The organism is Virgibacillus sp. CM-4, assembly GCF_000445495.1.
In the GTDB taxonomy this organism is placed as follows: Bacteria; Bacillota; Bacilli; order Bacillales; family Amphibacillaceae; genus Virgibacillus; species Virgibacillus salexigens.
Genome location: NZ_AUQA01000006.1, coordinates 391,018 through 410,483, shown reverse-complemented (window position 1 = coordinate 410,483; position 19,466 = coordinate 391,018). Strand labels below are relative to the sequence as shown.

Sequence of the window (19,466 nt, the reverse complement as noted above, 5' to 3'; positions counted from 1 at the left end):
ACTTTTGGAGTTTGTAATTATATTTATGCATGTTTTATCTAGTTTGTCAAATTTAGCTTTTTTATAGATACAACATGGTTCAATTACCTTTTATTTGCTTTAATAATAAGTTAAAAACGACATATCCGTCTGTTCTTTTCCCTTGATAGCGAAATGGTATCAGATTAATAATAGATAACCAAGCATTAAATAGCAAAAATAACTGAATTAATGAGTTAGCATTCATTTGATAGAAAAACCAACAGATAATGACGACGACGCCACTCACAAATGGTCCAAATATGGAAATGAAGATTATTTCTAAACGAGTGTAGCAAGGTTGTCTCTCACTTGTTGCAACTCCTCCCAAAAAGAACAACGGATAAATTATCATGTGGACCTTACCCACTATAACGGTTTTTCCTTTTTTTCCAACCCCAATAGATATGTAGATTCGATCTGCTCCAATGAGCCATGCAGCAATAGCATGGCCAAATTCATGTATGAATATACTTACTGGAGCTACTAACAATAATAAATATACAAGCTTTACGAATTCCATATACGTCGTCATCCTTCAAGAAAACAAAGCATGCTTATGCAGGATAAATGTTTACTTCTTTCATAACATCCCCATTTTGCATGGATTTAGCAAATTCAATTCCTGAAGTAACCTGCCCGAATACGGTATGGACACCATTTAGATGAGGTTGAGATTCATGTACAATGAAAAATTGGCAACTTCCAGTATTTTTTCCGGCATGTGCCATTGATAGCGATCCCTCTTGATGTTTATGTGGATTTCCTTCTGTTTCACAATCGATGGTATAACCCGCTGAACCCGTTCCATTTCCAACTGGGCATCCACCTTGACTAACAAACCCAGGGATCACGCGATGAAACGTCAATCCATTATAAAAACCTTCATTTGCTAGCTTTTCGAAGTTGGCAACTGTATTCGGAGCTGCTTCTTCAAAAAGATCAAATTCAATTTTATTATCATTTTCCATTAAAATATACCCTTTTTTTGCCATGCTATTAATCACCTTTTTCTATTAGACTATCGTTTATTTTATCATTTAATTTCAACGAAGAAAAGAATTGTTACTATCGGTCGTTATTCATAACTCAAATCATTCCGCGTAATGTCCTGATATGTTTCCCGTTTTAATACTAACTTATCCTCACCATCTTCAATAAACACGATCGCAGGTTTTGCAATCCGATTATAGTGGTTAGCCATCGAATAACCATAGGCTCCTGTAGAAAAAACAGCTAATATATCATTCGAATGTACTTGCGGGAGCGGGAGATCCCAAATTAGCATGTCACCAGATTCACAACACTTGCCTGCTACTGAGACTTCACTATCTGGAGCTTGATTTGCTTTGTTTGCAAGGATTGCCTCGTATTTTGCCTGATATAATGCAGGCCTTAAATTATCGGTCATTCCTCCATCAACTGCTATATAATTCCTGATTCCTGGGATCTGCTTAATAGCCCCAACTGTATAAAGTGTAATACCCGCATTCCCCGCAATAGCTCGGCCAGGTTCTAACCATATTTCTGGCATTGGAATAGCTAATGCTTCCACCTGTTTCTTTACCTCATTTACGAGTTCCTTAACGTAAACTGCATATGGTATTGGTGCGTCCTGTGAAGTATAGCGAATTCCATATCCGCCCCCTAAATTCAATACTTCTGGAATAAATTGATACGTATCTTTCCATTTTTTAAGCTCTTGAAATAATACTTCTGTAGCAATTAAAAAACGATCTGTTTCAAAGATTTGGGAACCAATATGACAATGTAACCCTTTGAACTGTATGTGAGAATGTTGAAATAATTGTTGAAATGCTTGCTCTGCCTGTCCGTTTGTTAGATTAAAGCCAAACTTAGAATCTTCATTCCCAGTCATAATATATTGATGTGTTTTAGACTCAATTCCTGGAGTAACACGCATGAGTACATCCATCTGCTTGTCTTGTTCTTGTAATAATTCAGCGACAAGCTCTATTTCTCTAAAATTATCTACCACAATACAGCCAATATTATGATCAATTGCCATCCGTAATTCATTCATACTTTTATTATTTCCATGTAAGTGTATGTTTTCAGTTGGAAAATCCGCCTGTAACGCGGTAAATAACTCACCTTCAGAGACAACATCCAAGCACATACCTTCTTGTTTCATCACTTGTAACATAGCTACCGTTGAAAAAGCTTTGCTGGCATAGGCTACTTTAGCAGGTACATTCAATTCTTTAAACGTCTCAATAAACGCGCGACAATTCTCTCTTATAATATGTACATCATAAACATAAAGTGGGGTACCGTATTTATTTACAAGATCTATACTATCCACCCCACCAATTTCCAAATGTCCATGCTGATTAACTTGAAATGGGTGGTTATCAATTATCATGGTATATGTCCTCCAAGCAATTCTTTCGCAATTATATTTTAAAACTTTATCATATTGCTGTACAAAAGAAAAGAGCTAACCTTAGTAGTAGCTCTTAGTTATTATTTTTTTCAGGCTGTCGGTAATTATTCTTGGGATGCACTATACTCGGACGACTATTCGTGAATGGCATCGGAATCCTTACCAACGTATGCAGCATCGCTCTAGAATTAAATGGTATAAATGGCCATAGGTAAGGAGTTCTTAATGACTTTAAGCTTGCTAAACCCAAGAGGTGTACTAAGAACATGCCGATAAATCCGTAAAGCCCATATAACCCAGTAATAATAACAAATAAAATATTAACTATCTTATTCGAAACACTCAACTCATAACTTGGAGTAACATATGTACCCACTGCACTAATGGACACATATAAGATTACTTCTGGACTAAACATACCAACATCGATTGCAATTTGACCAATAAGCACAGCTGCGATAAGCCCCATCGAAGTTGATAAGGGTGTCGGTGTATGAATAGCAGCCATCCTTAAAAACTCAATTCCGACAATTGCCATTATGATTTGGATCGGAATCGAAATATTACCGTCTTCATTTGGTCCAATAAACGCTAATTCTTTTGGCAATAAATTTGGTTCCATTACAAACAATAACCATAATGGAAGCAAGTACATCGAAGCGAAAACAGCTAGAAATCGAATCCAACGTATAAAAGTACCAATTGCTGGTGTTTGCCGATATTCCTCTGCATGCTGTAAATGGTGAAATAAAGTAGTCGGTAAAATAATCACACTTGGGGACGTATCTACTGTTATTAATACATGCCCTTCTAATAAATGGTTGGCTGCAACATCGGGCCTTTCAGTATATCGTACTAGTGGAAACGGAATCCATTTGCGATTAATAATAAATTCATCAATTGTTTTATCAGCCATCGAGAGGCCATCAATTTCAATTTGTTCAACCCTGTCTTTAATAAGATTGATTAAACCTTCATCTGCCACATCATCAATGTAGCTGAGACATACGTCTGTCTTTGATCGCTCACCAACCTTTAGCATTTCATTTCGTAAACGTGGATCACGAATCCTTCTTCTAGTTAGTGCTGTATTTTCAATGATATTTTCTGTATACCCATCACGGGAACCTCGAACAACACGTTCAGTATCAGGTTCTTCAGGCGTCCTGCCTGGATAATTCCTAACGTCGATGATAAATGCATACTTCTCTCCATCAACAAAAAGAACAATGAGACCTGACAGCATTTGATCAATTGATTCATCCATTGTTTTTACTTTTTCCACCTGCTGATGAAGCAGCCGATTTTCAATGATCTCTGGAAGTTTTTTGCTGTTTGACTCGTGGTCATTCAAATTAACCAGTTCTTTAAGTAAATCCTGAATAATAATGGAATCACATAACCCGGTCACATAATATACTTGAACTTTACGCTTTAACAACACAACTTCACGAAATCCCAAATCAAATGAGACTCCAATGCCCAATCGTTTCTCCATATATTTTTCTGTTTCTTTAATATTAGGAGAGACATGGATTTTTTGGTCATGTTCTTTCTTTTTCATATGTATCCCTCCACTCTCATTGTTTAACAAAGTATATCCATTGAAATAATGAACCAGCTATTTTACCAAAGACAATCGCCATCAACAGCCAAAGCATATGTTTGTCCACTCCTATTCGCTTGTAAAGAATCGGAAAAACATTTAATACTTCTGTTAGTGCCGCTGCAAGCATGCCATTAAATATTCCCTGTAATAATCCCCAAATGGCGAGAAAAATCACCGAATAATTCCATGTTGAATTGGTAAACGATAAATACGTCCCAAAGATACTCGCGAACAGAATGCAAGCAGTATATATATTTAAAAACATCTCTGTTTTGCTTAATTGGATTAGCCTGGGAACAATCCCTAGCACCGTGATAAAAGCAACGTAACCAGCCCCTACAGCAATACCTGCAGAAAAACCAATGATAACCTCAATGAAGTTACTTAGAAGTATTGGCATCGTTTAATTTATTCTCGTATTGAATGACATAATTATCTAGGTCTTGCTGATAATTATAAATCTCAACTTCTAAGGGGCTTGGTTCTTCGTTAAATCGTTTATTAAACCAATGATTAAAAAACAATAACATACCGACACCTAGTCCAAATGAATACGGTATTTGAATCCAAAGTGGAAACTCTTTTACTTCACCTGTTAATAAATAATGAATCTTTTGCTGTACTTCTTGCATACTTACATCATAATGAAAGTTCATAATTGTCATAGCAGTACCAACAAATAATAAAATCCATACGCCAATCGATAATAATAAAGAAGGGGATTTCTTTTTTGGTTGTACCCGAATAATCGTCTGCGTCGGGCCGATTAATTGAAATTCTAAATCAGCATAATCCTTTATTAAGTGATCGATAATCAAAAAGCTATCGATAATGATAATATTTTTATCTTTTTTGGTTACATGATAAATCGGCGTGTTTTCTAATCTCCTTTTGACATTTCCGTTAGTTGAAATAAAAGCAATATCCTTTAATTTGATTTCTTGGTATCCAGATAGCTCTATATTCTTTTTCATACGTAAATAAACTTGTTCAGCCATAATGATTCTCCTCAAACAATTTATGTATCAAATAGTATTTGCCAAATATCCATTAATTATCACGAATTCTATACTTTCGTTTCGAAGAAATCTTTCCTACAAGACAATTGGCAGCATGTTCGAGTATATTGGGGCTGGACATAACTAAAATTCGTCTCAGCAATCTCATACTATTACCACAGAAACACACCCCGATTAACCGACAATGCCATCCACTTCAAACATAACGAAAAAAATCATCACCAAGGTGATGATTTTTATGAATCTATATTGATTTTCATCTCTTGCAGTATCTTTTTTTCTAATCTAGAAACTTGAACTTGAGAGATACCTAGCCTATCAGCCACTTCAGATTGTGTTTGATCCTTATAATATCGCAAGTAAACAATTAATCTTTCTCTTTCGCTTAAGCCTCGAATTGCCTCTTGTAAAGTAAGTTTCTCAAACCACTTTGAGTCTTGATCAGATATTTGATCCAATAAGGTTATTGGATCCCCATCATTCTCGAACACTGTCTCGTGGATGGATTGTGGTGATTTACCAGCTTCCTGTGCGTGTACAACATCTTCAGGTGAAATATCTAATTCACTGGCAATTTCATTAACAGTTGGTGACCTTCCTAGTTTTTTTGTCAGCTCATCTTTTTTCTTTCGAATACGATTACCAGTTTCCTTCAAGGATCTACTAACTTTTACTGTCCCATCATCTCTAATAAATCGTTGAATTTCACCGATTATCATCGGTACGGCATAAGTTGAAAAGCGAACATCATAAGATAGATCAAACTTATCTATTGATTTAATTAATCCAATACTTCCAATCTGGAATAAATCATCGGGGTCATATCCTCTATTAATAAATCGTTGCACAACGGACCAAACGAGACGGATATTTTTTTCGACTAATATATCTCTAGCTGTTTTATCTCCCTTTTGGCTTTTTTCGATGTATACTTTTACTTCTTCATCCGTTAACGTCTCGTTTTTATTATCACCTTTCACATTAACATTCATAGGCAAGACCCTTCACTAGGAACACACCGTCTTCGTATTAGTAAGTTGTTTTGTCATGTGAACCGTTGTTCCTTTTCCTGGATTAGATATGACCTCAACCGTATCCATAAAGTTTTCGATGATTGTAAATCCCATACCAGATCGTTCCAGTTCAGGTTTGGAAGTATAGAGGGGTTGTCGAGCTTCATTAATATCATTGATTCCAATACCTTCATCCTTTATAGTTAGCTCTACTTCCCCATCTATTAACGTACAAGTAATATACACTTGATGATGAGGCTCATTATTATAGCCATGGATAATCGAATTCGTAACGGCTTCCGATACTACCGTTTTTATTTCCGTTAGCTCGTCCATTGTTGGATCAACTTGACTTACAAACGCAGCAACGGTAACTCTAGCAAATGATTCGTTTTCACTGATACTTGAAAACGCTACAGCCATTTCATTTTTCATGATGCCACCCCCAAGGTTTCCAATGCGAATTCCTCATTCTCCTCTAGTCGCACGATTTTAAATAAACCTGACATTTCAAACAACCGTTTAACTGGTGGAGAGATGGAACAAACGACCATTTCTCCGCCTAGTTGTAATACTTCTTTATACCTACCTAGAACAACACCTAATCCAGAACTATCCATAAAGGTCATTGCTTCAAGATTTAATAGCACATGTTTAACATCGTTTTTGTACATAATTTCTTTCCATTCATTCCGTAATTGTTCTGCTTCGTGATGATCTAATTCGCCTGAAAGCCGAACAATTAGCACCTCTTCTTTGATAGCAAACGTTGAACTAAGACCCATGGCCTTTCCTCCTTTATTACATTTCTGTATATAAATCTTTCTGGATTCGCTGGGTCATTTCCTGCTACATGACAAAAGAAGAACTTTTTCTTAAAAATTAGCATGAATTATTCATTTTTCGCCATTCTTTGCAAGGTTCGCTTGAATAATGTCAGGTAAGATGCTTTTTCAACATCTTCTTCTACTGTTAAATCGGATCGAGAAATGATTTTACCTTCATTTTTCACCAATAATTCTCCGATTGAATCCCCTTTGGAGATAGGGAGGGTATAATCTTCATGTAGTTTAATCTCTGTAGTAACTTTATCCATGGATTCTCCCTTTTTATGAAGGGTGCTTATCGACTCGGAAGCCACCACATCGAGATGATTGTTTTCAGCTTTTAACATATTTAGCTCTGTTATTTTATCCCCTTTTTCAAATAGTTTATTGGTTTGAAAATGGTTGAATGCATAATCAAGCATTTGAGTTACATCAGCATTTCTATCCTTAGTAGAACCAGCGCCCATAACAACGGCAATCACGCGCATATCTTCTTTTTCAGCAGTGGCTGTTAAACAATATTTTGCGTCATTTGTGTACCCCGTTTTTAATCCATCGACTCCAGGGTAAAATTTGACTAATCGGTTTGTATTAACAAGCCAAAACTCATTATCTTCCCCTTTACGCAAATAATCCTCGTAGATGGAGGTATAATTAGTGATGGTCTCATACTTCAATAGTTCTTTTGCCATTACAGACATATCGTAAGCGGTACTATAATGATCTTCAGCTGGAAGTCCAGTTGCGTTTTGAAACTTTGTATTCTTTAGATTAAGTTCCTTTGCTTTTTCGTTCATTCTTTTAACAAAAGATTTTTCACTTCCAGCAATTCTTTCTGCTAATGCAACACTCGCATCATTCCCTGATGCTACTGCTACCCCTTTCAGTAAGTCATTGACACTCATCTCTTCTCCCGCTTCTAAAAATATTTGTGATCCCCCCATGGATGCAGCTCGTTCACTCACACGAATGGTTTCATCTAATTTTAATTTCCCTTCATCAATTGCTTCCATAATTAATAGCAGGGTCATTATTTTTGTCATGCTAGCGGGAGATAACTGCTCATGCTCATTTTTATTAAAAATCACTTTCCCTGTATCACGTTCCATAAGGATTGCTGACTTTGCGTTTTCAGCAAGATTTTCTGAATCGGGTGCAGCTTGGTTGTTCTCCTCCCCATATACAGTGAAGCTAAGGTTTGACATTAAAAAGACAACAATGGTTATAACTAATAGACCTTTTTTCATTCTTCTACCTCCAATAGATACTGAAACTAATGTGCAACTTCATTCAATAAGGATCTCTCCCCAGAAATGAGTCCAAGCTATATCATAAGCCTTCACATGAAGTAGGTTTTCCCCCGTGCAAACTGAGTAGTATAAAAAGGGAATTTACACTTATTCAGGTGAGTAAACTATCTACGATTAGGATAACCATTTCCTCCTTCAAATATACTCCTATATGATAAGATAACACCGGCTAACATCCCGGCATTTGATAAACGAAAAAACGGTTTGAATGCCATTCAAACCGTTTGGATGAGATAAATCTATTTTGTCACTGTATCATAAATTAAAGTAGGTGCTTCAACTGCCTCTTTCGTGATTGAAATACTTTTATAGAGTTTTTCTTTCACTTCTTCCACTTCCTCTGAGTTCGAATGAATAGTTAACAGAGGCTCACCAGCATCAACTGTATCACCAATTTTTTTATGAAGGACAATACCAACTGCTAGATCAATTGTCGATTCTTTTGTAGCTCTCCCTGCACCTAACATCATCGCTGCTGTTCCAATATCATCTGCGATGATATTGGCTACAGAACCTGAAGTTTTTGCTGGCAGTTCTACTTTATATGTCGCTTGTGGTAATGAATCTGGATGATCAACAACTGTCGTATCTCCGCCTTGTGATTTAAGAAATACCTTAAACTGTTCCAGTGCTTTCCCGTTATTAAGATTATCTTGTAATTTCAGTCTTGCTTCTTCTAACGTCTCTGCCTTATTCGCTAACACAACCATCTGACTACCAAGTGTTAAACAAAGCTCTGTTAAATCGTCTGGCCCATTACCTTGTAATGTTTGAATTGCTTCATGTACTTCTAATGCATTGCCGATAGCATTGCCCAAAGGTTGACTCATATCAGATATCACGGCCATTGTATTTCTACCGACTTTATTACCAATGGTAACCATTGCTTCAGCCAAAGCCTTTGCATCTTTTAATTCTTTCATAAATGCCCCTGCACCAGTCTTCACGTCTAATACGATCGCATCTGCCCCAGAAGCTATTTTCTTACTCATGATGGAGCTTGCGATTAATGGTATAGAATTCACTGTTGCAGTAACATCTCTTAAACCGTACAATTTTTTATCCGCAGGTGTTAAATTACCGGATTGTCCAACAACTGCCACTTTATTCTTATTAACAAGATCAATAAACTCATTGTTGTTGATCTCTACATGGAATCCAGGCACAGCCTCTAATTTATCAATTGTTCCACCAGTGTGTCCTAATCCTCTACCACTCATTTTGGCTACAGGCACACCTACCGAAGCAACTAGTGGAGCAAGGATAAGTGTTGTCGTATCCCCAACACCACCAGTTGAATGTTTATCCACTTTAATACCAGCAATATCAGAAAGGTCTATTTGGTCCCCTGACTCAACCATTGCTTTCGTAATTTGAGCACGTTCTTCATTGTTCATATCCTGAAAATAAATAGCCATTAATAATGCACTTACTTGATAATCAGGAATTTCTCCATTTGTATAACCATTAATAAAATAGTTAATTTCCTCTGTTGTTAATGCTTGACCGTCTCGTTTCTTTTCAATAATGTCATACATCCTCATTGTTATCACCTATTATCTTTGTGGTAGTGTTTCTATTACTTGTTTTACAAACTTTAAGAACGATTCTTTTACTTGTTCTGTGGTTTCAATAACTTCATCATGCGTAAGAGGCTGGTCTAATATTCCTGCTGCCATATTCGATATACAGGAAATCCCTAGCACGCGAATCCCCGCATGTCCAGCTACCATAACTTCTGGTACAGTAGACATTCCTACTGCATCACCGCCTAAAGTTCGAAGCATTCGCACTTCCGCAGGCGTTTCATATGCTGGTCCAGTATTTCCAACATAAATCCCTTTTTGTACGTTTATATGAATTTGCTTCGCACATTCCTCTGCATGGGCAATCAACGATTGATCATATACATTAGACATATCTGGAAAACGGACACCTAATCGATCATCATTTTTACCGATTAACGGACTGTCCCCCATATTATTGATGTGGTCCGTAATGATCATAAGATCTCCTGCTTGGAAATTCTCGTTAATCCCACCTGCTGCATTTGTCACCATAATAGAATCAATACCAAGTTCCTTTAATACACGTACCGGGAACGTAATTTGCTTCATGGAATAGCCTTCGTAATAATGGAAACGTCCTTGCATTGCTATTACTTGTTTCCCCTTTAATTGTCCTGCAACTAACTGACCTTTATGACCAGCCACCGTTGATTCAGGAAAGTCGGGTATATCTTTATAAGGTATAGTTACTGGATTTTCAATTTCTTCAGCAAGCACACCTAAACCAGAACCTAAAATTAATCCAATTTCGGGCTTTTCCTCTAATTCCGTTTGCAGATAAGTACTTGCTTGTTTTACAGCATTGTAATTCATGATACTACTCCCCTTTTGGTTGAATATTTTTTAGAAAGCTTTCTCCATGCTCTGGCATGTCCACCCCGAAGTTTTCTGAAATTGTTGCTCCAATATCAGCGAATGTTTGACGAATTGGAAGTTCTTCTCCTTTTGATATGCCATTATAATAAACAAGTAAAGGTACGAATTCTCTTGTATGATCGGTACCATGGTGAACAGGATCATTTCCATGATCGGCGGTAATAATTAATAGATCATCATCCTGTACTTCTTTCAATACTTCAGGTAGACGGGCATCATATGCTTCTAGTGCCTCGCCATAGCCTTGTGGATCTCTACGATGACCATATTTCGCATCAAAATCAACTAAATTTAAGAAGCTGATTCCATTAAAATCTTTTTTCATGGATTCCACTAATTTTGTCATACCATCATCGTTATCTTTTGTTCGTATAGCTTCAGTAACACCTTCTCCATCATATATATCTGAGATTTTCCCTAAGGCGATAACATCAAAATCATTCTCCTGTAATTCGTTCATAACGGTTTTACCGAAGGGTTTTAATGCGTAGTCATGACGATTAGATGTTCTTTCAAACTCACCAGGTTTACCAATAAAAGGACGAGCAATAACCCGACCAACCATATACTTTTCATCTAAAGTCAATTCTCTGGCAATTTCACAAATGCGATACTGCTCTTCAATTGGTATTATTTCTTCATGCGCGGCTATTTGCAAGACAGAGTCAGCTGACGTATATACGATTAATGCTCCTGTTTCCATATGTTCTGGACCTAGTTCATCGATAATTGCTGTTCCAGATGCCGGCTTGTTACCAATCACTTTTCTCCCTGTTCTTTCTTCAAGATGGTGAATTAATTCATGTGGGAATCCATCTGGAAAAGTGCGAAATGGCTGTTCAATATGCAAACCCATAATTTCCCAATGACCGGTCATGGTGTCCTTTCCATTGGATGCTTCTTGCATTTTTGTATAATATGCCTTTGGTGCATCCGCTTTAGCGATACCTGCGATTTTCCTAATATTACTTAACCCAAGGCTTGCCATATTCGGCATACGAAGCCCCTTCATATGCGCAGCAATATGCCCTAATGTATCTGCGCCTTTATCATTAAAATCTTCTGCATCAGGTGCTTCTCCTATTCCAACAGAATCCATTACAATTAGGAAAACACGATTAAATTTCTTCATGTTATATAACCTCCTAAATATTATATTCCCATTAAAGCTATTCACTATGTTAACGAAATCATTTTGTTGTATGATGTCAGACAACTAAAATCAAAAAATTTAAGCTCTTGGGTGATAGCTTTGGTAAATATCTTTTAATCTTGATTTTGTCACATGCGTGTAAATTTGGGTTGTAGATATGTCTACATGTCCTAGCATTTCTTGAACTAGACGTAAATCCGCGCCATTCTCTAGCAAGTGTGTTGCAAAGGAGTGTCTCAGTGTATGGGGAGTAATCGGTTTATTTATATTTGCCTCTAACGCTGATTTCTTCAAGATCTTCCAAAATCCTTGTCTTGTTAGCGGTTTACCATGTTGGTTTACAAAAAGGATTTGGCTATCTGTTTGTCGTTTAACCAATTTCCCTCGAGCATGCTGCAAATATTTTTCGATTGCCTGTATAGCGGCATTCCCCAATGGAACAATTCGTTCTTTTGCTCCTTTTCCAAAACACTGAACAAAACCCATCGTTAGATGAAGATCAGAAATTTTTAATGCAATCATTTCGCTTACACGTAACCCTGTCGCATAAAGTAATTCAAGCATCGCTTTATTTCGAATATGTAACGCACTATCCTTGGTTATATTTAATAAACGATCTATCTCTTTCACAGATAATATATCTGGTAATTTCCGCTCTTTCTTTGGTGTTTCAATGTGCAGACTGGCATCATGCGATACAATCTGTTCACGTAATAAAAAGTGATGAAAGGAACGGATAGAGGCTATATGCCTAGCTATTGTAGCAGAAGATTTATTTGTATCCTTTAATTGATAAAGGAAGCTGGTAATATCTTTCCTAGTTACCTGCTCCCAATTCGTCTGTTGAGCAACAGTTTTCAAATAATGGATATATTGCGTTAAATCTCTTTTATATGAAGTCAATGTATTATCTGATAGACCTCTTTCAATCTTTAAATAATGGAAAAAATCCTCTGCATTTTCTGTGAGCATTGTTCTACTCTCCTAAACGGAAAAATAAGTTCAATCGATCAAAAAAACTAGGCTCTTCGTTAAATACTTTCACCGCTGGTCCTTCAGGAGGATCATACCGATGATATTGTTCATATTCTGTATGCATTACACGTAACCCAAAATAAAATAAAAACGTACACGCAATAAAGATGATAAATACTTTTATCATATCCCACAGTATTCTCTTCATGAACTTTTGCTCCCCTAATCAAAATATATCCTATTAAAAGATATGCCAGAAAAGAAGAACAATATACATATTCCTATCATTCTATAGAAAAAAATCCTGTAATCAAAATGTACCGTTTTTATATAGGTTTGTAAATGATTTTCTTTTTTAAGATGAACAGTTTACATTCTCTCACAAAAATAGAGGCAACTTATTAGCTAGATGCATTGACTGTAATTGTTTGACATTGTTTACAGATTCCATGAAATGTCAAACGATGGTCTTTCACTTGAAAGCCCCATTCATTTTGTACAATCCGTTCTACATCTTCTAATAGATCATCTTCAATTTCTTCTACTGAACCACATTCTGTACACACCAAATGATGATGAAAATGTTTGGCTCCTTCTTTTCGCAGATCATAACGCGATACACCATCACCAAAATTAATTTTATCAACGATCTTTAACTCGGATAATAATTCTAAAGTACGATAAACAGTTGCCAAGCCAATTTCTGGTGCTTTTTCTTTCACTAATAAGTACACGTCTTCCGCACTCAAATGGTCATCTTCTCTTTCCAATAACACGCGTACAGTCGCCTCTCTCTGAGGCGTTAATTTATAGCTTTGTGAGTGGAGCTGTTTTTTTATCCGATCAATTCGATGTTCCATGGCAGGTTCCCTCCCTCATATCCCATCTTTATTATATGCACCTATATGAACTGTGTCAAAACAAAATATTATTATTTTATATTTATAATAATTATAGTTTAAGTTTGATTATTAGTAAAATGATCGGATTAAGAGCTGCATGGCTTCATTTGCAATAAAGGTTTCCAATATTGCAGCTACACATGAAAATGCGATGAGCAATGAGAAAACCACAACATATTTTCCAAATGGCTGAAAGACGGGTTGAGCAATTTTTCGTGTGAATAATTTATTTAATAACGTCAAGGAGAAAATCATGGATAAGCTACCTGCAATAATGTAAATCGGTATAATTAATATATTTTGCGGTGCAATCGATAAGGCAGAAAGAAGCAAGCCGTCAAAGCCTAGCTGATTGACGATAAATCCTACAGAAAAACCAACTACAAGTCCCTTAATAAAGATAAGTATCCAGATAATGGGAAGACCAATTACGGATAGACCAAGTACAAAAATAAGCAATAAATATTTCATATGGTATAAAAAACTGCTCTTAAAAATAGCTAATTTTTCCATCTCTTGATTATCAACGATTTGTCCAAAAAAGCGCTCTAAATAAAAAAATAAATCCTGTTTTTGGACAAAATTCATACTATTAACTAGGATTGCTCCAAAGATGATCCCTGTTAAAAATAAAATAACCATAAATAAATAAATCGTAGCATGTTCCTTTATATGATTGAGTAGCACCGTTTTGTTTTTATGCATTGGAATCCTCCATTCGATATACTGCTATAGTAAAAACTATGAAGAATTCCATTTAAAAATACCAAATTTTCCATATGAATCTATCGAAAACTTAATTATTTGATAAACCCATATCTTCCTCCCCCACCTGTCTCAATACGTTGTTTTCCATTTCGCATCTCAACAATACTGCTGGCAACTTGTTCTGGGATAACTTTTTTCAGCTCTTCTAATGGTGCATGGTGAATGACATTCATTTCCGTCCCAAAATTTCTCAATAGTTTCTCATACGTTTTCTTTCCTAGTTTTGGAAGATATTCTAACGGAACTTGATATACATAAGGAGGTCTATTTTTCCTAGAATCGTATGAATTTTTTATATCTTTTAGTTCATCAATACGATTTACAACTCCTTTAATAATCTTGGTATCACCACAAAACGGACATGTAGTGCTTTTACTTGTTACTTTATTAAAACAAGTACTGCATACTGTTGTATGGTACTTGCCAAGCCGGGGATTCATACCATAATTCCTTGTAACTTGTCTCCCTTTTAAACGATGCAGCGCTAGGTAAAATTCTCGAAAAGATGGGAATTCCATGGATATTTCTTGATATTCTCTTGCGATTTTACTTAAAGAATGACTATCTGAATTAGATAAGTAAGTAAAGTCGTGCAGTTCCTGAATTTGATCAGCCATTTGGGAATCCGAACTAAGCCCCAACTCGATCCCATCGATAAAACGTGGGTCGAATACTTCCTTTAATGTATTGTAAACACCTTTTCCGTATAAACTTTTAAATGGTGTAAATACATGGGCTGGAATAAACACCCCACCAAGTTCCTTTACTTTTCTTTGTAATTCTATACCAGAACCATAATACCGTTGAGAACTTAAAGTTATATTTTTCATTCGTTTACATAACCACTCAGAAAAAGCCTGCAATCTGGGCTAACGTTGGAAGATAACATAAAACATGAATTGGACCATGACAGTGCTCATCATATATTTCAATTTCAGAACCTAGAATTAATGTAACGGATTCAAAACGAATACCTCCGTCTTCTAATTCCATAGCTTTGTTTGTTTCTATAAGCTGAGTAATTTCCTGCTGCACTGCTGGTGATTGACAATCAATCACACCTATTAAGTGAATACCTTTATTACGACTGGATTCTTCTAGTATAGCTTGAATGGTTAAATTTTTTGACGCCGTTATTTTAACTGGTTGATTATATATATCCCTACCAATATGAATGTGCATATCAGCAAAATACGTAGATAACACTTATTTCATCCCCAATGCATGTAAATAGAGAATAGCATAGTTCGTCTTCGCATCGTGAATTCGCTCTGCTTCCACATACTTTTTTGCCTCTTCTAATGTTAACGCATGTATCTTAATGAATTCATCTTCATCCCCTGCTAATGGTTGATCTACTACCTCCAATTGATCAGAAATATAGATATACATTATTTCGTTTGCAAAACCAGGAGACGTGTAAAAGGATGTAACAAATGATAATTCATTCGTTGTGTATCCTGTCTCTTCTTCTAACTCCCGAATAGCCGTCACTTCTGGATCTTCCCCTGGCTCTAGTTTACCAGCAGGAATTTCCAGTAACGATTTTTCTAATGGTTTGCGGTACTGTTCAACAAAAATGATTTTATTATCAGCTGTTATCGGAATTACTGCTACAGCTCCAGGATGATTTACAATCTCTCGTTTAGCAGTTTTTCCATCAGGAAGAAGCACGTCATCTACTTGTAAATGAACAACCTTCCCATTATAAATAACTTGTGTATTTGTTGTCTTCTCTTCAAAATTTCGCATTAATTATCACCCTTAAACATTTTACTTTCATTCTATTTTAGCATATTTTCTTCCATTTACACTTCAATCGATTGTTTTGCTTTATCGTTCCATATCCATTTACAATAGAATTAGAAGTACAATATTCGCAATTGGGGGGTTGTAACAATTGAACAAAAATAAGCTTGGAAATTCAGGAATTGAAGTATCCCAGCTTACCCTTGGATGTATGTCATTAGGAACAGATTTCAAGGAAGCTAAGAACATCATTGATTTTGCGTTGGATCAAGGAATTAATCATCTAGATACGGCAGATTTATATGATTTTGGAATAAATGAAGAAATTGTTGGAAAAGCAATTAATGGGAAACGAAAAGAAATTGTTTTAACTTCTAAAGTAGGAAATCATTTTAATAAGCAGACTGGTGACTGGTTTTGGGATCCATCTAAAGAACATATCGTTCAAGGTGTTAAAGAAAGTCTGCAACGATTAAATACTGACTATATAGATTTTTATATGCTGCATGGTGGTACTATAGATGATCCTATCGATGAAACAATTGAAGCATTCGAATTACTAAAGCAAGAGGGGACAATACGTGCTTACGGTATTTCTTCCATACGACCAAATGTCATTCGTGAATATGTGGGGCGTTCCTCGATCGACGGGGTAATGATGCAATACAATCTATTTGATCGCAGGCCGGAGGAGAAAATACTAGATTTTCTCTATGAACACTCTATCAGTGTGCTAGCTAGAGGCCCATTAGCAAAAGGAATGTTAAGTAACCATGCGAATCAACAAATAGAAAAGAAAGGGAAGGATGGCTATTTGGGTTATTCCAGAGAAGCATTACTACAAATCAGCGAGCAGCTAAATGAGTGGAATCCTACCACGAATCGAAATGAATTATCACTTAAATATGTATTAAAACATCCTGCTGTAGCTAGTGCAGTCTTTGGAGCTAGTTCGGTAAACCAATTAAAAGAAACAATTGATGGCGATTTCCATTCCGAATTACCAGATGAAATTTATTCTGCATTGCAACATCTGTCAAGGCCGATTACTTATCAGACACATCGATAAAAAATAAAAAGCATATCTAGTTTGTTATAAAAATGGCAACTGTTGCACTTATGAGAACAGTTGCCATCGCTTATTTTGTATATTGAATTTGCTGCATACCAATAAATGGATTTAATATACCTTCCGGACTTGAAAGGCGTAACATGTTATTATTTACCACTTGTAACGACATTTGCTCTGCAAAGAAAGTAGTTTGTTGTTTCTCAATATATATTTGGAAATAATGATTATTCACTGTTTGATACGTTGATTTAATTTGATCTGTTAATCGAATAATTGGCACTCCATTCACCCCGCATCCACATCCTTCCGTATCATACCATAATAATAAATACGGAGCTTCTGAGCTTAATAGGGGTTCCAGCAAATCATATGCTTCCTTTGAAATTGTTAGTTTCATGCTTCAACACTCCAGTGAATTCACTTTTTGGTAAATTGTTTCTGTAAAATTCGTTCAAAAGCACCTGGAAATAATTGGTATAACCTGCTTCCTATTTCCATCCACAATGGTAAATTAATTTCACGTTTCGATTCAAATAAATGGTTTACTATTTTTATAGCTACTTTATCTGGATTTAGCATGTACTGTGATACATTTTCTTGATATGTTCCATTCGGATCAGCTGTTTGAAAGAAGTCTGTTTGCACTGGACCAAGATTAACCACAGTAACAAACACATTGGTTTTTTTTAATTCAAGCCGCAGTCCATTTGAAAAACCAATGACTGCATGCTTTGTCGAACTATATATAGCTGCTTTAGGCGTAGCTATTTTTCCAGCTTGTGATGCGATATTAACGATATGTCCTTCATTAAAAGAGTCAAAATGAGCTAGAAACCGCTTTGACATTTGAATTAATGCATGAACGTTTAATTCAAACATATTATCCATTTCTTGCTGACACATTTCTAAAAAGTGCGCAAACTTACCGATACCTGCATTATTTATTAATCCATGTATTTGTTCATGTTCAATGAGGATAAATTCGATAACTGCTTCCCTATCCTTTTTTACAAGCAAGTCAGCTTCGTATACATAACTTTCTATTTGATAGTGTTCCCAGATACGCTTCTTGATAGCAGTCAACTTACTGATAGATCGTGCTATCATTAGCGGCGTGCCCCCAGCTTCAGCAATACGCCAAACCAATTTTTCTCCGATACCGCTAGATGCACCTGTAATAATGATTTTCTTACCAGTTAACTGTTTTTGCATAAACCAAATGCCCATCCTTTACTGTCTTATAGATACGAGCTTGATCCTCTAAATAGTCTAATTGTCCAAATGTGACGGACATTGTTAAATCAATCTGACTTTGAAATTGTTTTGGAAATAGTTCCATACACAATTGGTATGGTGTTTTTTCACCATTATCTAACAGATGGTATACTTTTTCTGCCCGTTCCTCGTGTTTCTTTAATCGTTCCTGTATTAAGGAGATAGGATGCCGAACGACTCTGCCATGTCCTGGGAGCACATTTTCGATTCCAAGTTCCATACACTTATCTAAGTTTCTTCTATACTGAAGCATCGGCTTAGGGCGTTGATCGATAGTTTGGCCAACTTCTTGAGGCTCCATTAGTGGGTTGGACGAGATATGCTTCAATAAATGATCCCCTCCTAATAATATCTGATCTTGTTGTCGTAAAAAAGACAGGTGACTTTGGGCATGTCCTTTAGTTTCAATGACTGTCCATTCTTGGTGTCCAGGTAGTATATCACCATCATCTATCGTATTCGTTAATTCTCCTTCTCCAATAAAAGCCAATGTACTTTCCTGTAGTTCCAACCCAGCTAATAAATCTTCTGGTACGCCTGATAATGTAAAATACTGCTTAAAGAATTGACGATAATGTTTAAAATAAGCAGTATCACGTGTAATCCACCTATTTACCTGGTGATGAGCGATAATATGTTGAACTCGTGGAAATTGTTCAATTAAGCCAATATGATCTGGATGATGGTGTGTCAAAATAATTTGCTCGATATCATTTGGACCATAGCCTATTTCTTTTAATTGTATTTGAAAGGCTTCCCATGCTTCCTTCGTTTTTACACCTGCGTCAATCAAAGATAGAAGTTCCCCTTCTAAAATATATACATGAACATCTCCAACTGCAAAAGGGGTTGGTAATGTTATCTGACTTATTGTTTTATCGATTACTTTCATCTAAAATTCCTCCACTGAATGATCATTCATTTT

22 protein-coding genes and 1 pseudogene are annotated in these 19,466 nt (G+C 36.1%); 1 reads left to right on the top strand and 22 read right to left on the bottom strand.

From position 1 onward, the window contains the following. Positions 1-79: 79 nt before the first annotated feature. The 19 genes and pseudogenes from M948_RS35300 to M948_RS35210 form a co-directional block, all read right to left on the bottom strand. Positions 80-541, bottom strand: coding sequence for a M50 family metallopeptidase (locus M948_RS35300; RefSeq protein WP_021291213.1), 462 nt, complete (start codon positions 539-541; stop codon positions 80-82). A 34-nt stretch (positions 542-575) separates the two neighbouring features. Continuing rightward, entirely contained in the window at positions 576-1,013 is a 438-nt protein-coding gene (locus M948_RS35295) for a peptidylprolyl isomerase (protein ID WP_021291212.1), read from the bottom strand. 83 nt (positions 1,014-1,096) lie between these two features. After that, positions 1,097-2,404 (bottom strand): diaminopimelate decarboxylase, encoded by a 1,308-nt coding sequence (gene lysA, locus M948_RS35290; protein WP_021291211.1) that lies wholly within the window; start codon positions 2,402-2,404, stop codon positions 1,097-1,099. A 94-nt stretch (positions 2,405-2,498) separates the two neighbouring features. After that, complete coding sequence (locus M948_RS35285; protein WP_021291210.1) at positions 2,499-3,989, bottom strand: spore germination protein; 1,491 nt, start codon at positions 3,987-3,989, stop codon at positions 2,499-2,501. 16 nt (positions 3,990-4,005) lie between these two features. Further along, positions 4,006-4,434 (bottom strand): stage V sporulation protein AB, encoded by a 429-nt coding sequence (locus M948_RS35280; RefSeq protein ID WP_021291209.1) that lies wholly within the window; start codon positions 4,432-4,434, stop codon positions 4,006-4,008. Next, positions 4,415-5,032 carry a stage V sporulation protein AA gene (locus M948_RS35275; protein WP_021291208.1) on the bottom strand — a complete coding sequence of 206 codons (618 nt, stop codon included), beginning with the start codon at positions 5,030-5,032 and terminating at the stop codon, positions 4,415-4,417. The genes M948_RS35280 and M948_RS35275 overlap by 20 nt, the downstream gene beginning before the upstream one ends. Before the next feature lie 257 nt (positions 5,033-5,289). After that, the gene (gene sigF, locus M948_RS35270; protein WP_021291207.1) at positions 5,290-6,045 is read right to left on the bottom strand and encodes an RNA polymerase sporulation sigma factor SigF; all 756 of its coding nucleotides are present in this window, start codon (positions 6,043-6,045) and stop codon (positions 5,290-5,292) included. A gap of 15 nt (positions 6,046-6,060) precedes the next feature. Continuing rightward, positions 6,061-6,501, bottom strand: a complete 441-nt coding sequence (gene spoIIAB, locus M948_RS35265) for an anti-sigma F factor (protein ID WP_021291206.1) — start codon at positions 6,499-6,501, stop codon at positions 6,061-6,063. Beyond that, the gene (gene spoIIAA, locus M948_RS35260) at positions 6,498-6,851 is read right to left on the bottom strand and encodes an anti-sigma F factor antagonist (RefSeq protein ID WP_021291205.1); all 354 of its coding nucleotides are present in this window, start codon (positions 6,849-6,851) and stop codon (positions 6,498-6,500) included. Before spoIIAA ends, spoIIAB begins: the two co-directional genes overlap by 4 nt. 107 nt (positions 6,852-6,958) lie before the next feature. After that, a complete protein-coding gene (locus tag M948_RS35255; protein WP_021291204.1) occupies positions 6,959-8,140 on the bottom strand; it encodes a D-alanyl-D-alanine carboxypeptidase family protein in 1,182 nt (393 codons plus the stop codon). A gap of 302 nt (positions 8,141-8,442) precedes the next feature. Next, a complete protein-coding gene (locus M948_RS35250; RefSeq protein WP_031335516.1) occupies positions 8,443-9,747 on the bottom strand; it encodes a pyrimidine-nucleoside phosphorylase in 1,305 nt (434 codons plus the stop codon). A 12-nt stretch (positions 9,748-9,759) separates the two neighbouring features. After that, a complete protein-coding gene (locus M948_RS35245; protein ID WP_021291202.1) occupies positions 9,760-10,584 on the bottom strand; it encodes a purine-nucleoside phosphorylase in 825 nt (274 codons plus the stop codon). Positions 10,585-10,588: 4 nt separating this feature from the next. Then, positions 10,589-11,779: a phosphopentomutase gene (gene deoB / locus M948_RS35240; RefSeq protein ID WP_021291201.1), complete on the bottom strand. Its 1,191-nt coding sequence runs from the start codon at positions 11,777-11,779 to the stop codon at positions 10,589-10,591. Between the two features lie 99 nt (positions 11,780-11,878). Next, positions 11,879-12,772 (bottom strand): site-specific tyrosine recombinase XerD, encoded by an 894-nt coding sequence (gene xerD / locus M948_RS35235; protein ID WP_021291200.1) that lies wholly within the window; start codon positions 12,770-12,772, stop codon positions 11,879-11,881. Between the two features lie 4 nt (positions 12,773-12,776). Next, complete coding sequence (locus tag M948_RS35230) at positions 12,777-12,983, bottom strand: YqzK family protein (protein ID WP_021291199.1); 207 nt, start codon at positions 12,981-12,983, stop codon at positions 12,777-12,779. Between the two features lie 193 nt (positions 12,984-13,176). Further along, positions 13,177-13,635, bottom strand: coding sequence for a ferric iron uptake transcriptional regulator (locus tag M948_RS35225; protein WP_021291198.1), 459 nt, complete (start codon positions 13,633-13,635; stop codon positions 13,177-13,179). Positions 13,636-13,746: 111 nt separating this feature from the next. Further along, positions 13,747-14,382 carry a stage II sporulation protein M gene (gene spoIIM / locus M948_RS35220; protein ID WP_021291197.1) on the bottom strand — a complete coding sequence of 212 codons (636 nt, stop codon included), beginning with the start codon at positions 14,380-14,382 and terminating at the stop codon, positions 13,747-13,749. 95 nt (positions 14,383-14,477) lie between these two features. Continuing rightward, a pseudogene (locus M948_RS35215) lies at positions 14,478-15,651 on the bottom strand (endonuclease Q family protein). Continuing rightward, positions 15,652-16,197 carry an NUDIX hydrolase gene (locus tag M948_RS35210; protein WP_021291196.1) on the bottom strand — a complete coding sequence of 182 codons (546 nt, stop codon included), beginning with the start codon at positions 16,195-16,197 and terminating at the stop codon, positions 15,652-15,654. Between the two features lie 148 nt (positions 16,198-16,345). On the opposite strand from M948_RS35210, the gene M948_RS35205 reads away from it, so the two are divergent. Next, positions 16,346-17,263, top strand: coding sequence for an aldo/keto reductase (locus tag M948_RS35205; RefSeq protein ID WP_021291195.1), 918 nt, complete (start codon positions 16,346-16,348; stop codon positions 17,261-17,263). A 70-nt stretch (positions 17,264-17,333) separates the two neighbouring features. Here M948_RS35205 and M948_RS35200 read toward each other — a convergent pair whose 3' ends face one another. The 3 genes from M948_RS35200 to M948_RS35190 are packed head-to-tail and all read right to left on the bottom strand — an operon-like array spanning position 17,334 to position 19,433. Further along, a complete protein-coding gene (locus M948_RS35200) occupies positions 17,334-17,663 on the bottom strand; it encodes an iron-sulfur cluster biosynthesis family protein (RefSeq protein ID WP_021291194.1) in 330 nt (109 codons plus the stop codon). Positions 17,664-17,683: 20 nt separating this feature from the next. Beyond that, complete coding sequence (locus M948_RS35195; protein ID WP_021291193.1) at positions 17,684-18,478, bottom strand: SDR family NAD(P)-dependent oxidoreductase; 795 nt, start codon at positions 18,476-18,478, stop codon at positions 17,684-17,686. Beyond that, on the bottom strand, positions 18,456-19,433 hold the full coding sequence (locus tag M948_RS35190; RefSeq protein ID WP_021291192.1) for an MBL fold metallo-hydrolase: 978 nt from the start codon (positions 19,431-19,433) through the stop codon (positions 18,456-18,458). Before M948_RS35190 ends, M948_RS35195 begins: the two co-directional genes overlap by 23 nt. Between the last annotated feature and the right edge of the window lie 33 nt (positions 19,434-19,466).